Origin of the sequence: Psychrobacter sp. ANT_H56B (assembly GCF_008369245.1) — a bacterium.
In the GTDB taxonomy this organism is placed as follows: domain Bacteria; phylum Pseudomonadota; class Gammaproteobacteria; order Pseudomonadales; family Moraxellaceae; genus Psychrobacter; species Psychrobacter cryohalolentis.
The window spans coordinates 255,678-275,199 of the sequence record NZ_VOBF01000002.1 but is presented as its reverse complement, the minus strand read 5'-3'; the positions used below and the strand labels follow the sequence as shown (position 1 = coordinate 275,199).

The window sequence follows — 19,522 nt, the reverse complement described above, 5'->3', positions numbered from 1 at the left end:
TAAAAGCGCTTAACGATTTAAGGGATAAGTTGTGATACCTGTGCTTGGACTATCAACACGAGTAAAACCTTTGGAAGTTGTTTTTGGCTTTTGATCCCGTTTAGGAATCAAAGGATTGAGTGGCATAAGCTCGTAATCAGCACTAATATCACCATTCCAACCTTCGGTACCGCTTAATGGCAGCTGTTTAATCGTACCGTTTTTATCAATAACCAGCTGAAGGACGCGCATCTGATTGTATTTACGCTCTGTCACGCTTGCTACTGCACCGCCATCACGGAGGATAGTCGGCTGTAAAAATATGATTAAATTGCTTTTTTGGCTATTGTCATTGTCCGAACGGAACAGTCTACCGATAAGGGGTACATTACCCAGACCTGGCACTTTTTGCTGGCGCGTAGTGGAGTTGTCGCGCATCAAGCCACCTAAAGCAATGGTCTGCTGATCATCTGCCAAAATCGTGGTATTAATCAGGCTTTTATTGGTGATAAGACCGCTGGCATTCCCAGCACTACCCGGTACGACTGAAGAAACTTCCTGTGATACCTCTAAACGTACGGTGCCGTTTGCACCAATATGCGGGATGACGTTTAGATTGATACCAATATCTTGGCGATCGATGGTTTGAAAGGGGTTCGTCGAAGAGTCACTACCCGTGGTGTAGGAGCCTGTCACAAACGGCACGTTTTGACCCACTAAGATACTGGCTTTTTCATTGTCCAAGGTCAAAATCGATGGCATAGATAGCAGATTGGCACTGGTAGAAGAATCAAGCGCTTGCAGGATAGCACCATAGAATTGCGCATTGCCTTTGCTGTCTTTACTACTACTGCCAATACCTAACAAAGCACCAGCAATGGAGCCTGCTGCCGCGCTTATCCCTGTACCACCTGACAAAGCAGCAGCGGCAAGTGAAACCGCACTTGCGCCCACGTTATTAAAGTTCACCACGCCATAACCGCTATTGGCATTACCCAGTGCCCACTGAACCCCAAGCTGCGTTGCATCATCGCCTGATACTTCAACAATAGCTGCTTGAATCAATACTTGCGAGCGGCGGCTGTCTAACTGATTGACAGCATCTTCAATCTCAAACATCAGCTCAGGTGCTGCATTAACAATGACGGCGTTTTGAGTTTCATCAGCGATAATACTAAAAGGTCGACCACCGATACCGATACTTGTACCCGCGGAACTATTATTAGGTAAAGGCGTAGCAGCAGTACCACCGATACTATTGCTACCTACCTTACTATTAGCGCCACCAGTTAGCGACGACCCTGTAGCAGCGGCATCATTCAATGATGCTGACTCTAATGTTGAAGAACCGCCAGAGCTATTGATGGATTGGCTGGCAAGGAGACCGCGCAGCATCTCAGCAATATGACCGGCACTGGCATATTTTAGGCGGAAAACACGCAGACCACTTAAGCGCCTTGAAGGCGTTGTGTCCAATTGATTGACCATCTCTTGCACTTTGGCAATCATCTCAGGACTGCCTTTAACCAACAGTCTATCGCTCGCCGTGTCGGCGATAACCTTTAGCTGATTACTGCCACCTTGCGCTTGCCCGCTACCAGCACTCGCCACCAGTGCGCTAATCAACTCCATCATACGTTCGGCATCGACATGACGTAGTGGTATGACTTGTAAGCTGTCATTCACATTGCTGTCTAAATCACGGATAAGCGCTGTCAGCTGATTTAGGCTATCAGCACGATCGGACAGCACTAAGGCATTGACTCCAGGCACAGCAGCGGCATGTGCAGACGGTGGCATGAGCGGACGGATAACGCCCAAGACTTCCGCTGCTTGGGTATTCGTCAGATAAATCACCCGCGTTGCCAAGGTTTCACCGACGCTCTCACCACGTAAATCAACAGCAACACCGGTTTGTTTGGCGACGTTATCTGGCACCAGTTTAATCGTTGTTCCTGAATCGATAGCAGCGATACCGTTGACTTGCATCACACTCAAAAACAGCTGATAAATCTCATCACGCGACAAAGGCTTATTGGAGATCACAGTCACATTACCGTTGATGCGCGGATCAAGGACGAAGTTTTGATTGGTAATCGTCGCCACTTCATTGATAAAGGCTTTGATATCAGCATCTTGCAAATTGACTTTCCAGCTTTCAGCACTCACCAGCCCAGTACTAGCCGCCCATAGTGGTATGGCCAAGCAAAGAGGACGGCACAATCGCATCAAACGCTGCAAAATATGATGCAAAGGTGTGACTGAAAAATTATAAGAACTGACCATATTGATGATTACCTACAGTGATGGCGCTTGGTATGTACTGAATTCAATGACTATTGAATTTAATGGTTACTGGATTTGATAAGTCCTGATTCTTTAATGCTTTTGATAAGTCATAATTTTAATTGATACTAAGTTATGTTGGCCATCATATCGTCAATCATATCAACCAACAAATATTTATTTTGAAGAATCCTTTTTGTCACTTATATATGCTAAAACTGCTGCCGAATCGTAATAACTTGATCGCCACGCTGTACTTCTATCTGTGCTTCCCCTGATTGCTTCACTTGTTGTAATACGCGAGCATCCTGAGCAGGATTACTACCGACGCTTTGCCCGTTGACTTTCAGTACTCGATCACCAGATTCAAGTCCCAAGCGATTGCGTATATTAGCAGGCATCGCTGCTGTAACTTGATAGTTATCGCCTCCTGCCATTACACCCATTCTACTTAAATAACTGGCAGGGTTTTCTTGTAATTCAGTCACTGCTTCGTCAATTGCAGATTTGGGCGCGCTGTTGCTAGGTGCTTCGGCAGCCGGTTGATTACCAGTATTGCTTAGGTCAGGCACAGGCACAGGCGCATTAGGTAGCATATTGCCATCTTGCAAGCGCTGATTACTGACCCCGCCTGCGATCATCGCACTTTGATCAAGTGGCATGGCTTCTGGCATACGAATCACCGTTTCCTTGTCAATAGTATCAGCGATAATAATCTCGTTCCAAGCAACCGCAACCAACGTGTAATCGCTGTCTTTTAAGATGTCACCAATTCGGTAGTTTTTGACTTCACCATTAACATCTAAAAGTGCCGAAGACAAACTCTCTGGAATGGCCAGCAATACACCCTTTAGCACAATATTAGGCGGCGGCTGCACTACAGCAGCGATAGGATCAGGGTCGGCAAAAATAGCAAATACACTACTATAATCTGGAGCGGATAAGGCGTTATCCTGTAAAGGTACCAGTGGTAATGCCGGCGCTAACGGTGGCGCAAGCAGCAGCCATAGTAGTCGCGCTGCCGTCCAGCTTAACCAAGTGATTGCCAATAATAGCAGCCAAACGGCAAAACGGTTAAAAATATTTAGCACAGGTTTTAAGCTTGTAGGGAGCGTCATCATCTAGCGTGTCCCTAGCCCATTTAACAGTGGTTGACGCACACTAACCACAGGCGTGTCTTGCGGCGCTTTCCCCTTGTATTCAGGCATACTCTCGAGTAGACGCTGGGTCAAGCTGACATCCAACATATTATCGCCATCAAGATACAAGTCGCCTAAACGCTTGTCCTGATTGTTGACAAGATTGATATGCAGCAGATTTTTATTATTTTTTTGCTCGGTGCTCAGCTCAGCACGCAGCGCCGGTATGGTGAGATAAAATATTTTGCCACCGCTAGGATAACCAAGCTCGCCGCCAATCCATGTCAGCTGACCTGACGCTTGACGAAAGCCAGACGTGTTTCTATTAGAGTCACTGTTTGAATCACCATCGTTTGAACCAGACTGACGTTTGAGCGAGATATTATTGACCTGAATTGGCGTATTTGGTAATTGCCAATCGACAACCCGAGTCAAAGTCTCAGGCGCAATTTTACCGCTCATGTCTTTTACTTCCCAAGAATTTGCGCCTATTTTTACCTGCCCACTGAGGCGAGTTTGCTCTGATAAAATATCAATCTTCGCACCAAACTTACCCAATAATAAATGCCACGGCTGCCACGACCATTCAGCCGCCCCGATCAATGGCGTCGCTGACAGAGGTATCTGCCAAATTGCAGCGCCCTGCCATACATTACCGGACACGTGCTGTATATAAGGCGTCTCTGGTGCATATTTTTCAAGTAGCCATGCTGCCGGCATTTGCAAAACAGCAAATAGCGCGAACAAGACAAGCCCAATCAACCACCACAGCTTACGGGGATGCTTATGAGACGAGGCAGATACTTGGGGCACGATGGCATAACTCTTATATCAGGTAAAAACGTCATTATCATAGCAAACAATAGCATACAGATGACAGCAAAAAAGCCAGTATCTTTTTACCAAAATAGTGGTAAAAAGATACTGGCTTTTATCTGCCTATAAAGGTTCGATCTACTTGTTAATCAAACAGAACTTTATAGACAGAGCGTTCGTTGCTAAATATAACAGCGACTATCCATTAGAAAATTAAATAGCAAAATCTTCAAGACGACGACCTGCGGCTAATGCCTCTACTAACCATGTTGGTTTACGTCCGCGACCAGTCCATGTTTCTTCGTCATTGTCGGTATTACGGTATTTAATGCTACGCTTCTTTTCTAGTTTTTCGCCCGCTTGTAAAATCTCCTCGATACTGGCATTGCTTTCTTCAGCGATTTTTTCAAACTGCGTATAAGCATCATACAAGCGCTGGTGTTGCTTTTGAGCAATAAGCTGCTGTGCATTTTCAGTAATAGCACGTAGCTCATCAACATTTAAGCTGTTTAAATCAATAACATTACTTTTGTTCATAGTGTTTTCCACATTAAAATAAAGGGTATAAATAAATAGCATTTATACTAAAAATAGATTTATCAAGAATTACTAAATACAGTAATTATTAAATAATAAATCTTTCGAATATTGATAAAAATTTGATTGTCTACTGATAAATATGGTGTGAATGCTTAAAATTATAAGCAACGCTAATATAAACAAAAATATTGACAATAACAATGACTTATCGTTATTTTCTACTAAAATCAATAAATGGTGGTTAATTCGATGACAATCAGAGATATTAAATGAATAGCTTTATTTATTAATATTTCTTTAAATAGCCTCCGTAATGATTAAGACTGTATAGCTATTATGAGGCATCATTGATGCACAGGTTCTGTTGGCATATCGGTTTTAAAATGACTTAATTATATAAATGACTCCTTACACTTTCATTATCTGTACATACTAAAAAGCCTTGCATTAGCAAGGCTCTATCTAACTTAATCAACATTACTTAATCAGGTGTATCCTAAAACGGAATGTCATCGTCTACAGGGCCATCTGGCATCGCTGTAGGCTTCGACTGCGCTGGTGCTTGAGTCGGTTTATTAAATTGATTCTGCTGAGCGGGCGCATTCTGATTGTTAAAGCTATTTTGATGACCACCCTGTGACGCACCGCCGCCTTGATTATAACCACCTTGTTGAGCGGGCTGATTGCCTCCTTGCTGACCATAGTCGTTCTGGCCACCTTGGTTACTAAACCCGCCACCCTGATTACCATAGCTACCTTGGTTGCTTTGACCACCTTGGTTATTGCTACCAAAACCACCACCAGCATCATTACTACCACCTGTCGAGCTATCTAGCATTTGCATTTGTTCAGCACGAATTTCAGTGATATAACGGTCTTGTCCGTTGGGATCTTGATATTTACGGGTACGTAAGCTGCCTTCAATATATACCTTACTGCCTTTACGAAGATACTGCGCAGCGATTTCACCCAAGCGATTAAACAACGAAATGCGATGCCATTCCGTTGCTTCTCTTTTTTCACCGCTTTGCTTGTCTGTCCACTGCTCTGATGTCGCAACCGAAATATTGGTCACGCTACCGCCGTTATTGAATTGACGTGCCTCAGGGTCTGCACCGAGGTTACCGATGATGATAACTTTATTAACACCGCGCATGATATCGTCCTTTTACTTATGAATAATTTTATTACCAGCTTTAATCGAGTCTTTAATATAAAGCCTCAATCTTAGCAGTAATATACTTTTACTTTAACCATTTTTCTGTTAAATATCTAGAGGACTTTGCGCCAAATGCGACAGCTCCTGTCGCGAAGTATCTGTGAGCTGTGTCTTGTCCAATTTTAAATAAGCGACCTGTTCTTTTGCCATGACCACCAGCTCATCAACACCCTCTACTGCCAGCATTTGCCGTGACCAGTCCTGAATATCGATATTCTTTGGTATCGTCACAGTCGTACTTGACAAATATGGTGGATCAGCAATAGGAATAATCAGCAATAAAGAGGCGGCCATTATAATTGCCAATATGCCCCATGCCAACAAATTAGGCTGACTCAATAACAACCCGCCCATTGCGCCACCAACAAAAGCACCAAAGAACTGACTGGATGAATTTAACCCCATCGCAGTGGCTTTATTGGCGACTGGTGCGCGTTTAGATATCCATGAAGGAATCGTTGCTTCAAGTAGATTAAAGCCCATAAAGTAGAGCAATAAGCCTAATATAATACCGACGCCAACCTGACCACCGAGCGCCAATAATGCTAAGGCAACCGTCATCAGTGCAATCGCGGCTAAAAATACTTGGCGCATTTTGCGTTTCTTTTCGGCGATGATAATAAAAGGTATCGCGACGGCAAAACCGATGAACAATAAAGGTAAATAGACCAAGCCTTGCTGACGTACCGACAATCCTAGTACGTCATTAAGCTGATGCGGTAAAATAACAAAGATAGCGGTCATGGTCAGATGCAGAGCAAATATGCCAATGTGCAAGCGATTTAGATCACCAATTTTTAGGACTGTTGCCAACTGCTGACCAATCGATTTATTGTCTAAATTGTGCTTAAGTACCCGTAGCGGTGTCGGGACGAACAGTAACAATAACATCGCCAAAACTGCAAAGCCTGCAGTCAACCAAAATAATCCTGAGATGCCAAGCGAGCCTACTAATAGAGGCCCAAAGGCAAAAGCAAGCATGATAGAGGTTGCAATGGTCAAACCCATCGTCGCCATCGCTTTAGTGCGCATCTCCTCACGAGTTACATCAGCAAGTAACGCCATCAATACCGCAGAGACCGCGCCACTACCTGCCAGTGCTCGACCAATAATAACCTCGTAAATATCTGTGGCATTGGCAGCAATAATACCGCCGATGGCAAACAAGACAAGACCTAAAAATATAATTGGCTTACGCGGGAACTTATCCGCGGCAAGGCTCATTGGAATCTGAAATATCGCTTGTCCTAGCCCATAAATACCGACTGCCAAACCAATCAGAAACGGAGTCGCATGCGCGTAATTATCACCATATACAGAAAATACTGGCACAATCATAAACAAACCAATCATCCGCAAGGCAAAGATACCACCGACCCCGAGGATTGCCCGTTTTTCTACGCTATTCATACTTGCCTCACTGGTTCATCATTGCTGGTTTATCACGGCAGCTCTGCTTGTATTATTACGACTGTATCAAGGGTTTAGCCTACAAATTAAGCTCACTAGTATAAGACATTCGCCGTTTGCTTGCCGAGACTTTTGCCCTCCTACTTCAGCATCATAGTGGACACCGACTTAAGCCATTCATTTTACGCAATAATTTTGTTACCAAGTGCATCTGATGGGTCATTACACCTTGAATAATGCAGCTATCATGACAATAAAGTAAGACGTTGAGAACGTTGTGGTCTGAAAAAATTTATGATAAATCTTTTTACAAAACGACGTTATTCTGCCAAATCTATAACAAACCACTCATATTAGTTAATCTTTATTTAGATTACCTTTATCCATTTCAAGTATTAAAAGCATATTCTAATATAGACAGCCATTACTATCGCTTTGTGAAAACTGCATATTTTTATAAAGCCGTATTAATTTGAATAGCAATTTTAAAATTATCCACGTTTTTGATGAATCATTTGACTCATATTGATTGCTCCTTTTAATTTTTTTGAAAATATCATTTAGCAAATAGGAAACCTATCACCGATGGCACACGAGTATATTAAGGTTCGCGGCGCACGCACTCATAATCTAAAAAATATCGACTTAGACATTCCACGAGATAAATTTGTGGTCATTACGGGTTTATCAGGCTCTGGTAAATCTTCCTTGGCATTCGATACCTTGTATGCTGAAGGACAACGTCGTTATGTCGAGAGCTTGTCAGCATATGCGCGTCAGTTCTTATCTCAAATGGAAAAGCCTGACGTTGATAGTATCGAAGGCTTGTCACCGGCGATTGCTATCGAGCAAAAATCAACCAACCATAACCCGCGCTCAACCGTCGGTACGATTACCGAAATTTATGACTATCTGCGTCTGCTTTATGCGCGTATTGGTACGCCGTTTTGCCCTGAGCATGGCGAGCCAATGGTCGCGCAGTCAGTGACTGAGATGGTTGATCAAGTCATGGCACTACCAGATGACACCAAAATCATGATTTTGGCACCCGTCATTCGTGAGCGCAAAGGCGAGCATACGGTGTTGCTTGAGCAATTAATTGGGCAAGGGTTTGTACGTGTACGCGTCGATGGCGATGTTTATGATACCGATGAACTACCAGCGCTCGATAAGAAGAAAAAACACACCATCGAAGTGGTGGTCGACCGCTTTAAAGTCCGTGATGATTTGGGCAACCGCGTCGCTGAAAGTTTAGAGACAGCACTACGTCTAGGTCAAGGTTTGGTGACGCTACACTTTATGGATGGCAATCCAAAAGAAGGCGGCGATGAAAACCAAGTCATGTCAGCCAAGCATTCTTGCCCTGTCTGTGATCGTGCAGTCTCTGAGCTTGAGCCGCGCATGTTCAGTTTTAACAATCCGTACGGTGCTTGCCCAAGCTGTGATGGCCTTGGTAAACGTCAATATTTCTCAGCCGAAAAACTAATCACCCATCATGAAAAATCGCTCAATCAAGGCGCAATTAATGGCTGGGATAAGCGTCATGCCTATTACTTTGGTTTGCTATCAACTGTTTGCAATCATTTCAAAATTGACATGGATGCACCGTGGCAAGATTTACCAAAAGAACAGCAAGACCTTATTATGCAAGGCTCTGGTAAAGAGAAGCTGACGTTTAACTTTACTGATGAGCGCGGTCGTAAAACTAACAAGACCGTACCATTTGAAGGTGTGTTACCTTATTTAGAACGTCGTTATACTAAAACGCAAAGCAACCTCGTCCGTGACGAGCTGGCGAAATACTTGGCTGATACTACTTGTAATGTCTGTGATGGCGCGCGTCTCAATGAGATTTCACGCAACGTCCGCGTTGACGATCAAACCATCGCTCAAATCGTAAAGCTGTCTATCGGTGACGCGGCTGAATATTATAAGACCATTAAAATTGGCGGTCATAAAGGCGAAGTTGCGGAGAAAATCTTTAAAGAGATTAATGAGCGTCTCAACTTCCTCGTTAGTGTCGGGCTTGATTATCTATCGCTAGCGCGCTCTGCTGAAACGCTATCAGGTGGTGAAGCGCAGCGTATTCGTTTGGCTAGCCAAATCGGCGCAGGTCTGATGGGTGTGATGTATGTACTCGATGAACCATCGATTGGTTTGCATCAACGTGATAATGATCGCTTGCTGAAAACTTTAACGCGCTTGCGTGATTTGGGCAATACGGTACTGGTCGTTGAGCATGATGAAGATGCGATTCGTCAAGCGGATCATGTTATCGATATCGGAGTGGGCGCTGGCATACATGGTGGTCATATCATCGCTCAGGGTACGGTCGATGACATCATGGCGAATAAAGAATCGCTGACTGGACAATATATGTCTGGTAAGAAAAAAATCGAGATTCCAAGCATTCGTCATAAAGCCAAAACGATTGATATGGAAGTTAAAGGAAAAGCCAAGCCTAAACAAGTACCGATGACTATTGAGCTAAAAGGTGCATCCGGCAACAACTTACATGATGTTGATTTGACCTTGCCAATAGGTATCATGACTTGTATTACTGGTGTTTCGGGTTCTGGTAAATCGACCTTGATTAACCGTACGCTTATGCCACTTGCCGCGACACAGTTAAATAATGCTTCCACGCTCATCGCGGATAAGCATGACAGTATTAGCGGTCTTGAGCATTTGGATAAAATGGTCGATATCGATCAAAGCCCGATTGGTCGTACGCCGCGCTCAAATCCAGCGACTTATACTGGCGTGTTTACACCAGTTCGTGAAATGTTTGCACAAACTCAAGAAGCACGCGCCCGTGGTTATAAAGCGGGTCGCTTTAGCTTCAACGTAAAAGGCGGACGCTGTGAAATGTGCCAAGGTGATGGTCTTATCAAAGTTGAGATGCATTTCTTACCGGATATGTATGTGCCGTGTGATACCTGTGAAGGCAAGCGCTATAACCGCGAGACTTTAGAGATTCACTATAAAGGTAAAACCATCGCCGACGTGCTTGATATGACGGTCGAAGATGCCACTGAGTTCTTCTCAGCCATTCCAGCGATTTATCGTCGTCTGCAAGCCTTGATGGATGTTGGTCTGAGCTATATTCGCTTAGGTCAGTCTGCACCGACGCTATCAGGTGGTGAAGCGCAACGTGTCAAACTGGCGCGTGAGCTGGCCAAACGTGATACCGGACAGACGCTCTATATCTTGGATGAGCCGACCACTGGCTTGCATTTCCATGATATCGATAAGCTGCTCAATATCTTGCATGCGCTACGAGATAAAGGTAATACCATCGTGGTCATCGAGCACAACTTGGATGTCATCAAAACGGCGGATTGGGTGATTGATCTTGGCCCTGAAGGTGGTAAAGGTGGTGGACTGATCATTGCGGAAGGTACGCCTGAGGAAGTGGCGGAAGTCAAAGGCTCGTATACTGGTGAGTTTTTAAAGCCAATGCTTAAGCAGGCTATGAAAGAAATAAGTTAGTAGAACTTAGGTAATAATTGATGAAAGGCTACTCTTTAGGGAGTGGCCTTTTTTGTTGGGTTGAGTTTTTATTTTAGTGTTAATATGATAATTATTTTAAGAACATCTGTAAGGTAATAAGTAATGGCAAATGTAACGAACCTCGAAAAAAAGCTTGTAAAGCTTATCGAAACTGAAAAACCTTGTGCCATTGCTTTAACTGGCGAATGGGGAGTTGGGAAAACACAATTTTGGAATAATTTTAAGAAAAAATATCATGATCAATTTAAACTAAGAAAATATGCTTATATTTCTTTATTCGGTTTAGACTCTTTAGATAGTCTTAAGCTTGCGATTGCTACTGAAGTACAGACTACTTCGACTGACGACTCAATCTTAAATACTGACGTCTCCACGCACTTTAAAAAACTGTTCAATTTCGTAGGTGGAGGAAGCACAAGTGGTACTGCTGGTGATATACGTTTTGGTATAAACATTGGCAATAAACTGATTACAAACATCATTATGTCCCATCTCAAAAACACTTTGATATGTTTAGATGATATTGAAAGAAAATCAAAAAACTTACCAATGGCAGAAGTTCTGGGATTAGTTAACTATCTTAAGAACGAGCGAAATTGCCAAATTATTATGATTTTGCATGACGAAGAGTCTGAAGACAAAGTTGATTTTGATACGCAAAAAGAAAAAGTATTTGATGAAATACTAGTTTTAAATGATTCATTATCAATGGTTAAAGAAACTGTTAACGATGATGAGATTTTTCCTATATACGAGAAATTTTATCAAACTATGGGTGTTAGAAATCTTAGATTTTATCAGCGCGTTCAGAAAATCTATCAGGAAATAGTAAAAAACTCATCATCTTTATCAAAGTTGAGCAAGGAAGAAATTCTAAGACAAATTCTTATTATCAAGCTTGTTAATGATATCCCTAAAATTCTTGATGTTGATATAAAAGAGCTAGAAACGTATTTTTCCGAAGATGGTCTCGATGGCCGATTAGATATCTTTTTGAAGAGTGATGATGACGCGTTAAAAGCAACTGTGAGAACTAAGAAAGAAGCTGTAGAGGAAAAGCTTGCACAGTTCTACCCTAACTTTCGTATGGAAGGGTGGACTGAGGTTGTTGTCGAACTTATTACAAATATTGATATAGATAGTGAAAAATTCGAAAGACTACTAAACCAAGACTTAATCACTGAACAAGCTTTAGAAAGCGATAGAGAAAAGCGAGATTTGATGGCTGAGTATCATAGCTTAAGCCCAGAGCATGGATTTAACCAAAGACTTTTTGATAATATTAAACATAGAGTAGATAGAGAAATGTTACCTAACCTAACCTTCTGTTGTAATATATTGAGGAAAAATGGAGCTTCTGATCTATCTAACCAACTTAAAGAGTTGGTAGAGAACTATATTGAAGCAAAAGTTTCAGAAGGTTTAGAGCAAGGTCTGATGGAAAGCTATTATTTGAATCATTCAAATACAAATGATCTTTTTTATAACTTTCTCCAGCAAGCTGTAAAAAGACATAAAAAAGATCTTATCTTAAATGACAACGCTAATATTATGTCTAAAATTTTTATGCGATTTTGCAAACATGGAAATGATAGTGAGGATTTTTTCGCAGCTATACAAAATATTAGCAAAGAAAGCTTCAGTGTTGTTATTTGGCAGCCACTCATTAATGGGTCAAGTAGAATGCTATATATTCGAGAGTTGCTAAAACACCCTGCTTTTAGAACTGATATTGCTAAGTTTAAAGAAGTTAAGCGATGGACTCTAGAGTTACTTCAAGAGAGAATTGAAGAAAATCCAAACAGTAAAGCAGCTATCGAACATCTTTTAGAACTTACGGATAACTTAGAGAATATTTGATCGTAATACTGAATAGTTGCTTTGAGATGCGTTTTAGCCCCAATTGCCTTGGTTGACCAATATATGGGCGACCAAGATATGAGTGGAAAGCGGGATTAGCTCTTATAAAAATGCTCTCAATTAGACAAACTCCCTCTCAACATTCATCACTCTTGCATCTATCGTCCGTTCTATCTTCTCCTCGATTTGACTGCATTGCGATTCAACCTCACGTTTAGACAGCCCGACGATCACAAACGTCCATTCACTGGCATCATGCCGATCACGCTCGCCGCTCTCGCATACTGCAACGCTTGGCGTATTGCCAAAGCGTGCATGCAAGCCACCCATGCGTTGGCGCTTTTCTTTTAATGAGCCACAACCGGGTAGCGCAAAAGTCAGCGTTAAGATAGCGATATGCATTTTATTCTCCTTGCAACAGTGGTTTACGCTTTATAATAGTAGCAAATAAGCATGGCAAGTTATGCTATCGTTACCTTGCCATATCGATGTCCTATAACCACTCACACTGTTTATATTTATATCATTCGAAAATATCACAATAGCCAATATGCGTATCTAATCCATGACTTCTATCAGCTACGTACAGCAACAGCATATTACTCGATTATGCGTGCGCTGCGGCTTGCTCCTTATGCAATATGGTGCTGAGTCTGCCGTGGTGGTGGACTTGTCCAAACGCTTAGGGCTTGCCTTGGGGATGAACAGCGTAGAATGTTCGCTGAATTTTAATGCCATTACCTTGACCACTATCTGCGATGAGCGCTGTATCACCACCACCAGAGACACGATCAATCAGAGCATTAATGTCAATTTATTGGTACAAATCCAGCAAATTGTCAATAAAACCGAAGCCGACACAGATATTGATAATGACAAACTGAAACCTGAGCTAACTCAACGCACGACCCTTGCTTTTGATGAGTTAGATAATAAGTCGGTGTATCCAACATGGTTGGTGGGCATATTTGTTGGGGCGTCTTGTGCTGCATTTGCTTATCTAAACGGCGGCAGTTGGTCAATTACCGCCGTAACCTTTATCGCGGGTATGGTAGCGATGCTCACTCGTATCTACCTGTCCAAGCACCATTTTAATCCCTTTATAGCGGTCATCGTGACCGCTTTTATCGCCTCTTTAATTGGGTCGACGACCTATTATTTTGATATTGGTAATAATGCCGATATTGCTGTTGCCTCTAGTGTACTCTTATTAGTACCAAGCTTTCCTTTGATCAATTCTTTCTCAGATATCCTAAAAGGCTATGTCAATATTGGGATTGGGCGTGCCGTTTTTACCTATATGCTGACTTTGTCCGCGTGCGTTGGTATCGTAATGGCGCTGGGATTACTTAGAATACAGCACTGGGGGTTTTGACATGTGGTTCATTGAAACCGTTGCGCTGTCGTGTATTATTACCCTTGGTTGGACGCTGATGTTTAGCGTGCCCAAACGTTACATTTTGCCTTGTTTGCTGATGACCGCGTTTGGATTCGGGCTAAAGACGGCTCTCGTTTATGAACATGTACATATCGTGGTTGCCAGCTTTTTCGGGGCGATGCTTGCCAGCTTTTTGGGGGTGTATTTTTCTAAAAAGTACACGCTACCGCCCAAAGCATTAATTTCGCCCAGTGTCATCTGTATGATGCCAGGTATCGCTGCTTATAAAGCAATGGTCAGTATGGTACAGATTGGCTATTTTGGCTTTTCCGACGAGTTATTTAGCCAAATGATGGTGTATTTATTTGAGGCCCTATTTGTGACCTCAGGATTGGTACTCGGCTTATCTATTCCTGGACTATTATTTTATAGACGTCGTGCCATCGTATAGATGGTGGACTGTTTATAGCTAGGCACTGTTTTCAATTAACGTTCCAAATTACATTAACAACCCCTTAATAAAGAGACTCAATATGACTAAACACTATGATTATATTTCCATTGGCGGCGGTAGCGGCGGCATTGCCTCGATTAACCGCGCAGCGAGCTATGGCAAAAAATGCGCCATTATCGAAGCTGATAAATTGGGCGGCACCTGCGTGAACTTGGGCTGCGTACCCAAAAAAGTGATGTGGTATGGCGCACAAGTTGCTGGAGCCATTCATAAGTATGCGCCAGATTATGGCTTTGACGTTGAACTAAAAGGCTTTGATTTTCAAAAACTGGTACAGAGCCGTCAACAATATATTCAAAACATTCACCGCGCTTATGACAATAACTTGGCAAAAAACGGTGTTGAAGTGATAAAAGGCTTTGCCAAATTTGTTGATAATCATACCGTAGAAGTGAATGGCGAGCTTATTACCGCTGACCATATTTTGATTGCTACAGGCGGTCATCCTATTAAGCCAAATATCAAAGGCGCAGAACATGGCATCGATTCTGATGGTTTTTTTGCCTTAAATCATTTGCCAAAACGGGTCGCTATCGTTGGAGCGGGATATATCGCCGTTGAGATCGCTGGTGTGATGAATAGTCTTGGCGCTGAGGTACACTTGTATGTCCGTCAGCACTCGCCGCTGCGCTCGTTTGATCACACCATTGTGGAGACTTTGCTGATAGAGATGGAGCAAGACGGTATTCAGCTGCATACTAACACCATGCTCACTGAAGTTGTTAAAAATGACGATGGTAGCCTGACTTTGTGTACCACAGATGGTGCTCTTGATACCGTAGACTGCTTGATTTGGGCGATTGGTCGCGCGCCTTCGACGGACAATATCAATTTGCAAGTGACGGGCGTGGAAACGACCGAGTTTGGCAAAATCATAGTCGATAAATTCCAAAACACCAATGTTAAAGGGATTTATGCGGTAGGCGATATTATCGAAAACAGTGTTGATTTGACGCCAGTGGCTATCGCAGCAGGTCGTCGCTTGTCAGAGCGCTTATTTAATAACAAACCTGATGAGCATCTAAACTATGAGCTGATACCGACGGTTATCTTTACCCACCCTCCTATTGGCACCATTGGTTTGTCTGAAATCGATGCCGTAAATCAATTTGGTAAAGACAGTATTAAATGCTATACCTCCACCTTTACGGATATGTATAGTGCGGTGACTCAGCATCGCCAAAAGTCTACAATGAAGCTGATATGTTTAGGTGAGGAAGAAAAAGTCATTGGCTTGCACGGTATCGGCTTTGGCGTGGATGAGATGATTCAAGGCTTTGCGGTCGCGATCAAAATGGGCGCAACCAAAGCTGACTTTGATAATACCGTTGCCATTCATCCAACTGGCTCAGAAGAGTTTGTGACGATGCGTTAGCAATGGACTAGGTAATATTAGTAATAGCCTTATCTATTATATAAAAAGGATACCGTTTGGGTATCCTTTTTTATTATCAGCAACCAATAGAAGTGCTTATTTATTAGTGCTTATTTATTAGTGCTTATTTATTAGAAAGTATCAAAGCCTCTAATTACCCAATACCCACTCATCATTGACTAGATAAACTTTAAATCCCGTCTTGTTGGTTTGGCTATTACCCGCAATCGTTTGGGTGACATCAGCGCTACAGAGATAGGCATTTTCACCCTCAATGGTATCGCAGTCGATATTCTCAATGTGCTCAAGCTTTGGCATCATGGTCTCCATCATGCCGCTCATGGCTTTTGCCATCTTATCATTGCCTGCGTTAGCCTTTGCGTCCTCTACTATCTTGGTAGTTTGCTCATATTGCGCTTCGATCAGCCCTTCAACCGTATTTTCAGGAGGCGCATTAGAACACGCGGTAAAAAACGGCGTGAATACCATAATGAATACCGATTTTTTGAAATTTCTCACGTCGTCGTCCTGATATGTTTATAAAATTTAAGGTGCGGATAAGTCAGACAGTACAATCGGGATGCTGCTATGATGTGCTTAATAATGATGGTTGCGAGATAATCATGTGGCAGGCGTATTTTTTTATATTACCGATTGGGCTTGGTATTTTAACCTTGGTTGTCAGTCTGATATTTTTATTTGCCTATATCACCTCTAATGACAATGCCACACGCTTACCAGCATTTAACTGGTTTAAGCGCTTAATTGTGGTGGCATTTTTACTGCTGAGTATAGGACTGTTTATGACTTTCACATACTTTTGGGGTCAATAATATTAGCCTTTACATATTTTTTAACTGACTGGTTTTTCCAATTCTAATAATTCCAAATCCTGACGCTTTGGCTCGCCATTATTACCATCATTTGGAAACGGCATTTTATTGCCATTTAGCTGATAACCGCGGCGCTGATAATAAGACAATAGCTCAGGACGATGGCTTAAAATAGACATGGTCAAACGAGCCCGTTTTTTATCAGAAACTTGCTCATCTGGTTGTAGATGACGACCTGCAAATGTCTCGGCTGCTTGCAAAATCACATTACCAACGCCCTGTCCTTGTAACTCAGGATGGACGGCAAACATACCGATATATGCTTTCTTATCACCAGCAGCATTAACTTGCATATCTACTCCGATACAGCCTAATAGCTCACCTGTTTCTTCTCCATCACGCTCGCTTGTGGTCGTCTTTGGATAAACAAAGAGATAATGGGTGGGATTGGCGATGGTACTAGCCAGCTCATCTTGAGTGATACGAATACCACCGATTAAGTCTGCTTCGTTGGTCCAGCCTTCTGTCTGCCGATAACAACGATTCAATAGCTGCTCAAGTGCGTCGATATCACTAGCTTCTGCTTGACGTAAGAAAACAGTTTCTTTATTGGCATTGTCGTTATTAATATTGTCGTTATTAGTCTGGGCTTCATTCATATTATTTTGTCCTTTTATTATCCGTATATTCAGTTCATTACAAAAAGGTCATAAAGAGGCTGATAGAAATTTTTGCAGCCTCTTTCGGCGGAGGCACAGCACGCAAGAAAATTTCTATCTGCCTCATGTATCGATAAAATACGTGAGTTTTTTATGTGATATCTATCCTAGATTAAAAAGCTGACCTAAATAAATAGCTCAGCTTTAATAGTAATATTTATCCGTTTTCATTACTAGCGCGATAACGCCTGCGCTTGCTCGATGATATCAAACCCTGCGCTAATCTGTGCCCGCGTTGGCGCATGACCTTGGCGTAATAACTCAGAGAATGCCACCAGCTCTTTATCACGTCCAAGTGAGCTTGCTGCACTGGCACGCGTGTTTTCACCCTCGTTATCGAAGTAGTATTCTATGTAGTTAAAACTATCTGGCGAACCCATTAGAATGCCATGATCTGGCGTCGCAGCATGTCCACTATAACGCAAACTTTTGCCATATTGCATCGTCCAAAAGAAAGGAATACGCTCCTGAAGCGATTTGACGTTATCGTCATTTAAGATAGTAGCAGCCGTCACCATGCCATGTTGCAATGCAACCCGCCAATGCTCAATACGCATACGCCCCAGTTGATTGGGCGCTTTGGCAATATCCCCCAACGCATAGACGCCATCACGCAGTTGTAAATGCTCATCGACTTGTACGCCATCTGGATGATTTGTATTCTGTAATAACTCGATACGCGGTGCGACACCTGTTCCTAAAATGACGATATCAGCATCGATTTGCTCACCATTGGCTAATGTGACGCCATTAACTTGTGAGAAGTTATCTTCGTTATTAGTAGTAGTATTTTTAGCTGCAGTGATTTCAGAGACACTGGCATCAAACACGAACTCAACATCATTTTCTTTATGCAATTTAATCAGCGCATTACTGACCGTTTCTGAGACGATATTGCCCATCACCCGATGGTCTTGACCGATAACGGTGATAGAAGCTGTGGTGCCCGATTGCGCCAATGCTGACGCGACCTCCATACCGATAAATCCCGTCCCGACGATGACTACGCGCTGATCATGACTGGCGGCTTTGATTAATTTGGCATCATCTATACTACGCAAGGTATAGACACCATCAAGCGTTGCCCCTTTAATAGGTGGAATCTTGGGCTCAGCGCCGGTTGCCACAACTAAAAATTCCGCTGTTAGCTTGTTGCTATCACCCTTTTCATCTGTTATCACGATACTACGCTCATTGAGCAACACTTCACTGACCGTTTGGTTTAAGCGCAGTTCAATATCGTGTTTGCTTGCCCAATCTGTACCGCCTAGTAATAACTTTTCTTCTGGCATATTACCGGCCAAAAAAGCCTTGGATAATAAAGGACGATTATAAGGGGCTTTGTCCTCGGCACTCACCAAGGTAATCTTGCCACCGTAGCCAGTATTGCGCAGCTGATGAGCAGTCATAAACCCTGCACCGCCGCCGCCAACGATAATAGTATGAGTATCAGTCAGCTTATCATTTTCAACCTGCTTATCTATCTTGGCTGAGGTATCAACCGTTAGGCTGTCACCATTATCTATGATTTGATATTGAGTCAAGCCTGTTGTCGCGATTGGCTCCAGTAATGCGCCGTCGCTGCTATCAAAAGTTGCATGATGCCAAGGACAAATAACGCGATTACCACAACGCAAACCTGTACCCAAATCTGCTCCAGCATGCGGACATTTGCCATCAAAAGCGCGAAACGTGCTGTCGTCACGGGTAATTAAAATGATACTATCGTCATCTTGCTTGTACGATTTCATGCCGCCGCTGACAATATCAGCTTTGTTGATAGTGACTGTATTTATAGTAGCTGCCTTACTCATAAGTCATCCTTAACGGTTATAATGGTTCCTGTTTAAAGCGTGTCGAGACTTATCGATAGTAGCAAGCCTCCTTCACTTATGCTGTTCTTTTGTATATTGACCACGTTGCAAAACGTAATGACTGCTT

Annotated in this window: 16 protein-coding genes; 6 read left to right on the top strand and 10 right to left on the bottom strand. The window is 42.7% G+C overall.

Annotated elements, in window-relative coordinates; translation table 11 throughout:
* Window positions 1-9 precede the first annotated feature (9 nt).
* The 6 genes from gspD to FQ082_RS03845 form a co-directional block, all read right to left on the bottom strand.
* Window positions 10-2,265, bottom strand: coding sequence for a type II secretion system secretin GspD (gspD, locus tag FQ082_RS03870; RefSeq protein ID WP_149492105.1), 2,256 nt, complete (start codon window positions 2,263-2,265; stop codon window positions 10-12).
* A 212-nt stretch (window positions 2,266-2,477) separates the two neighbouring features.
* Window positions 2,478-3,386 (bottom strand): type II secretion system protein N, encoded by a 909-nt coding sequence (locus tag FQ082_RS03865; protein WP_149492104.1) that lies wholly within the window; start codon window positions 3,384-3,386, stop codon window positions 2,478-2,480.
* Complete coding sequence (gspN, locus tag FQ082_RS03860) at window positions 3,387-4,217, bottom strand: type II secretion system protein N (protein ID WP_149492103.1); 831 nt, start codon at window positions 4,215-4,217, stop codon at window positions 3,387-3,389.
* Window positions 4,218-4,433: 216 nt separating this feature from the next.
* Window positions 4,434-4,757, bottom strand: coding sequence for an H-NS family nucleoid-associated regulatory protein (locus FQ082_RS03855; protein ID WP_020444129.1), 324 nt, complete (start codon window positions 4,755-4,757; stop codon window positions 4,434-4,436).
* A gap of 499 nt (window positions 4,758-5,256) precedes the next feature.
* Complete coding sequence (gene ssb / locus FQ082_RS03850; protein WP_149492102.1) at window positions 5,257-5,916, bottom strand: single-stranded DNA-binding protein; 660 nt, start codon at window positions 5,914-5,916, stop codon at window positions 5,257-5,259.
* 108 nt (window positions 5,917-6,024) lie between these two features.
* Entirely contained in the window at window positions 6,025-7,389 is a 1,365-nt protein-coding gene (locus FQ082_RS03845; protein ID WP_133105127.1) for an MFS transporter, read from the bottom strand.
* A gap of 585 nt (window positions 7,390-7,974) precedes the next feature.
* Here FQ082_RS03845 and uvrA point away from each other — a divergent pair.
* Together uvrA and FQ082_RS03835 are read left to right on the top strand one after the other, a co-directional pair.
* Window positions 7,975-10,881, top strand: a complete 2,907-nt coding sequence (gene uvrA / locus FQ082_RS03840) for an excinuclease ABC subunit UvrA (protein WP_149492101.1) — start codon at window positions 7,975-7,977, stop codon at window positions 10,879-10,881.
* 123 nt (window positions 10,882-11,004) lie between these two features.
* Complete coding sequence (locus FQ082_RS03835) at window positions 11,005-12,762, top strand: P-loop NTPase fold protein (protein ID WP_149492100.1); 1,758 nt, start codon at window positions 11,005-11,007, stop codon at window positions 12,760-12,762.
* A 120-nt stretch (window positions 12,763-12,882) separates the two neighbouring features.
* On the opposite strand, the gene FQ082_RS03830 is transcribed toward FQ082_RS03835, so the two are convergent.
* On the bottom strand, window positions 12,883-13,164 hold the full coding sequence (locus tag FQ082_RS03830; protein ID WP_149492099.1) for a DUF503 domain-containing protein: 282 nt from the start codon (window positions 13,162-13,164) through the stop codon (window positions 12,883-12,885).
* A gap of 163 nt (window positions 13,165-13,327) precedes the next feature.
* Here FQ082_RS03830 and FQ082_RS03825 point away from each other — a divergent pair, with 163 nt between their 5' ends.
* From FQ082_RS03825 to gorA, 3 genes are all read left to right on the top strand, one after another.
* Window positions 13,328-14,137 carry a threonine/serine exporter ThrE family protein gene (locus FQ082_RS03825; RefSeq protein WP_041772304.1) on the top strand — a complete coding sequence of 270 codons (810 nt, stop codon included), beginning with the start codon at window positions 13,328-13,330 and terminating at the stop codon, window positions 14,135-14,137.
* A 1-nt stretch (window position 14,138) separates the two neighbouring features.
* Window positions 14,139-14,591, top strand: a complete 453-nt coding sequence (locus tag FQ082_RS03820) for a threonine/serine exporter family protein (RefSeq protein ID WP_149492098.1) — start codon at window positions 14,139-14,141, stop codon at window positions 14,589-14,591.
* 82 nt (window positions 14,592-14,673) lie between these two features.
* The gene (gene gorA, locus FQ082_RS03815) at window positions 14,674-16,029 is read left to right on the top strand and encodes a glutathione-disulfide reductase (RefSeq protein WP_149492097.1); all 1,356 of its coding nucleotides are present in this window, start codon (window positions 14,674-14,676) and stop codon (window positions 16,027-16,029) included.
* Window positions 16,030-16,179: 150 nt separating this feature from the next.
* On the opposite strand, the gene FQ082_RS03810 is transcribed toward gorA, so the two are convergent.
* The gene (locus tag FQ082_RS03810; RefSeq protein ID WP_262498145.1) at window positions 16,180-16,548 is read right to left on the bottom strand and encodes a hypothetical protein; all 369 of its coding nucleotides are present in this window, start codon (window positions 16,546-16,548) and stop codon (window positions 16,180-16,182) included.
* A gap of 104 nt (window positions 16,549-16,652) precedes the next feature.
* Here FQ082_RS03810 and FQ082_RS03805 point away from each other — a divergent pair, with 104 nt between their 5' ends.
* The gene (locus FQ082_RS03805) at window positions 16,653-16,862 is read left to right on the top strand and encodes a hypothetical protein (protein WP_149492096.1); all 210 of its coding nucleotides are present in this window, start codon (window positions 16,653-16,655) and stop codon (window positions 16,860-16,862) included.
* 20 nt (window positions 16,863-16,882) lie between these two features.
* Here the strand turns inward: FQ082_RS03805 and FQ082_RS03800 are convergent, their stop codons facing one another.
* Together FQ082_RS03800 and FQ082_RS03795 are read right to left on the bottom strand one after the other, a co-directional pair.
* A complete protein-coding gene (locus tag FQ082_RS03800) occupies window positions 16,883-17,521 on the bottom strand; it encodes a GNAT family N-acetyltransferase (protein ID WP_149492095.1) in 639 nt (212 codons plus the stop codon).
* A 233-nt stretch (window positions 17,522-17,754) separates the two neighbouring features.
* Window positions 17,755-19,395 carry an FAD-dependent oxidoreductase gene (locus tag FQ082_RS03795; protein ID WP_149492094.1) on the bottom strand — a complete coding sequence of 547 codons (1,641 nt, stop codon included), beginning with the start codon at window positions 19,393-19,395 and terminating at the stop codon, window positions 17,755-17,757.
* Window positions 19,396-19,522 lie beyond the last annotated feature (127 nt).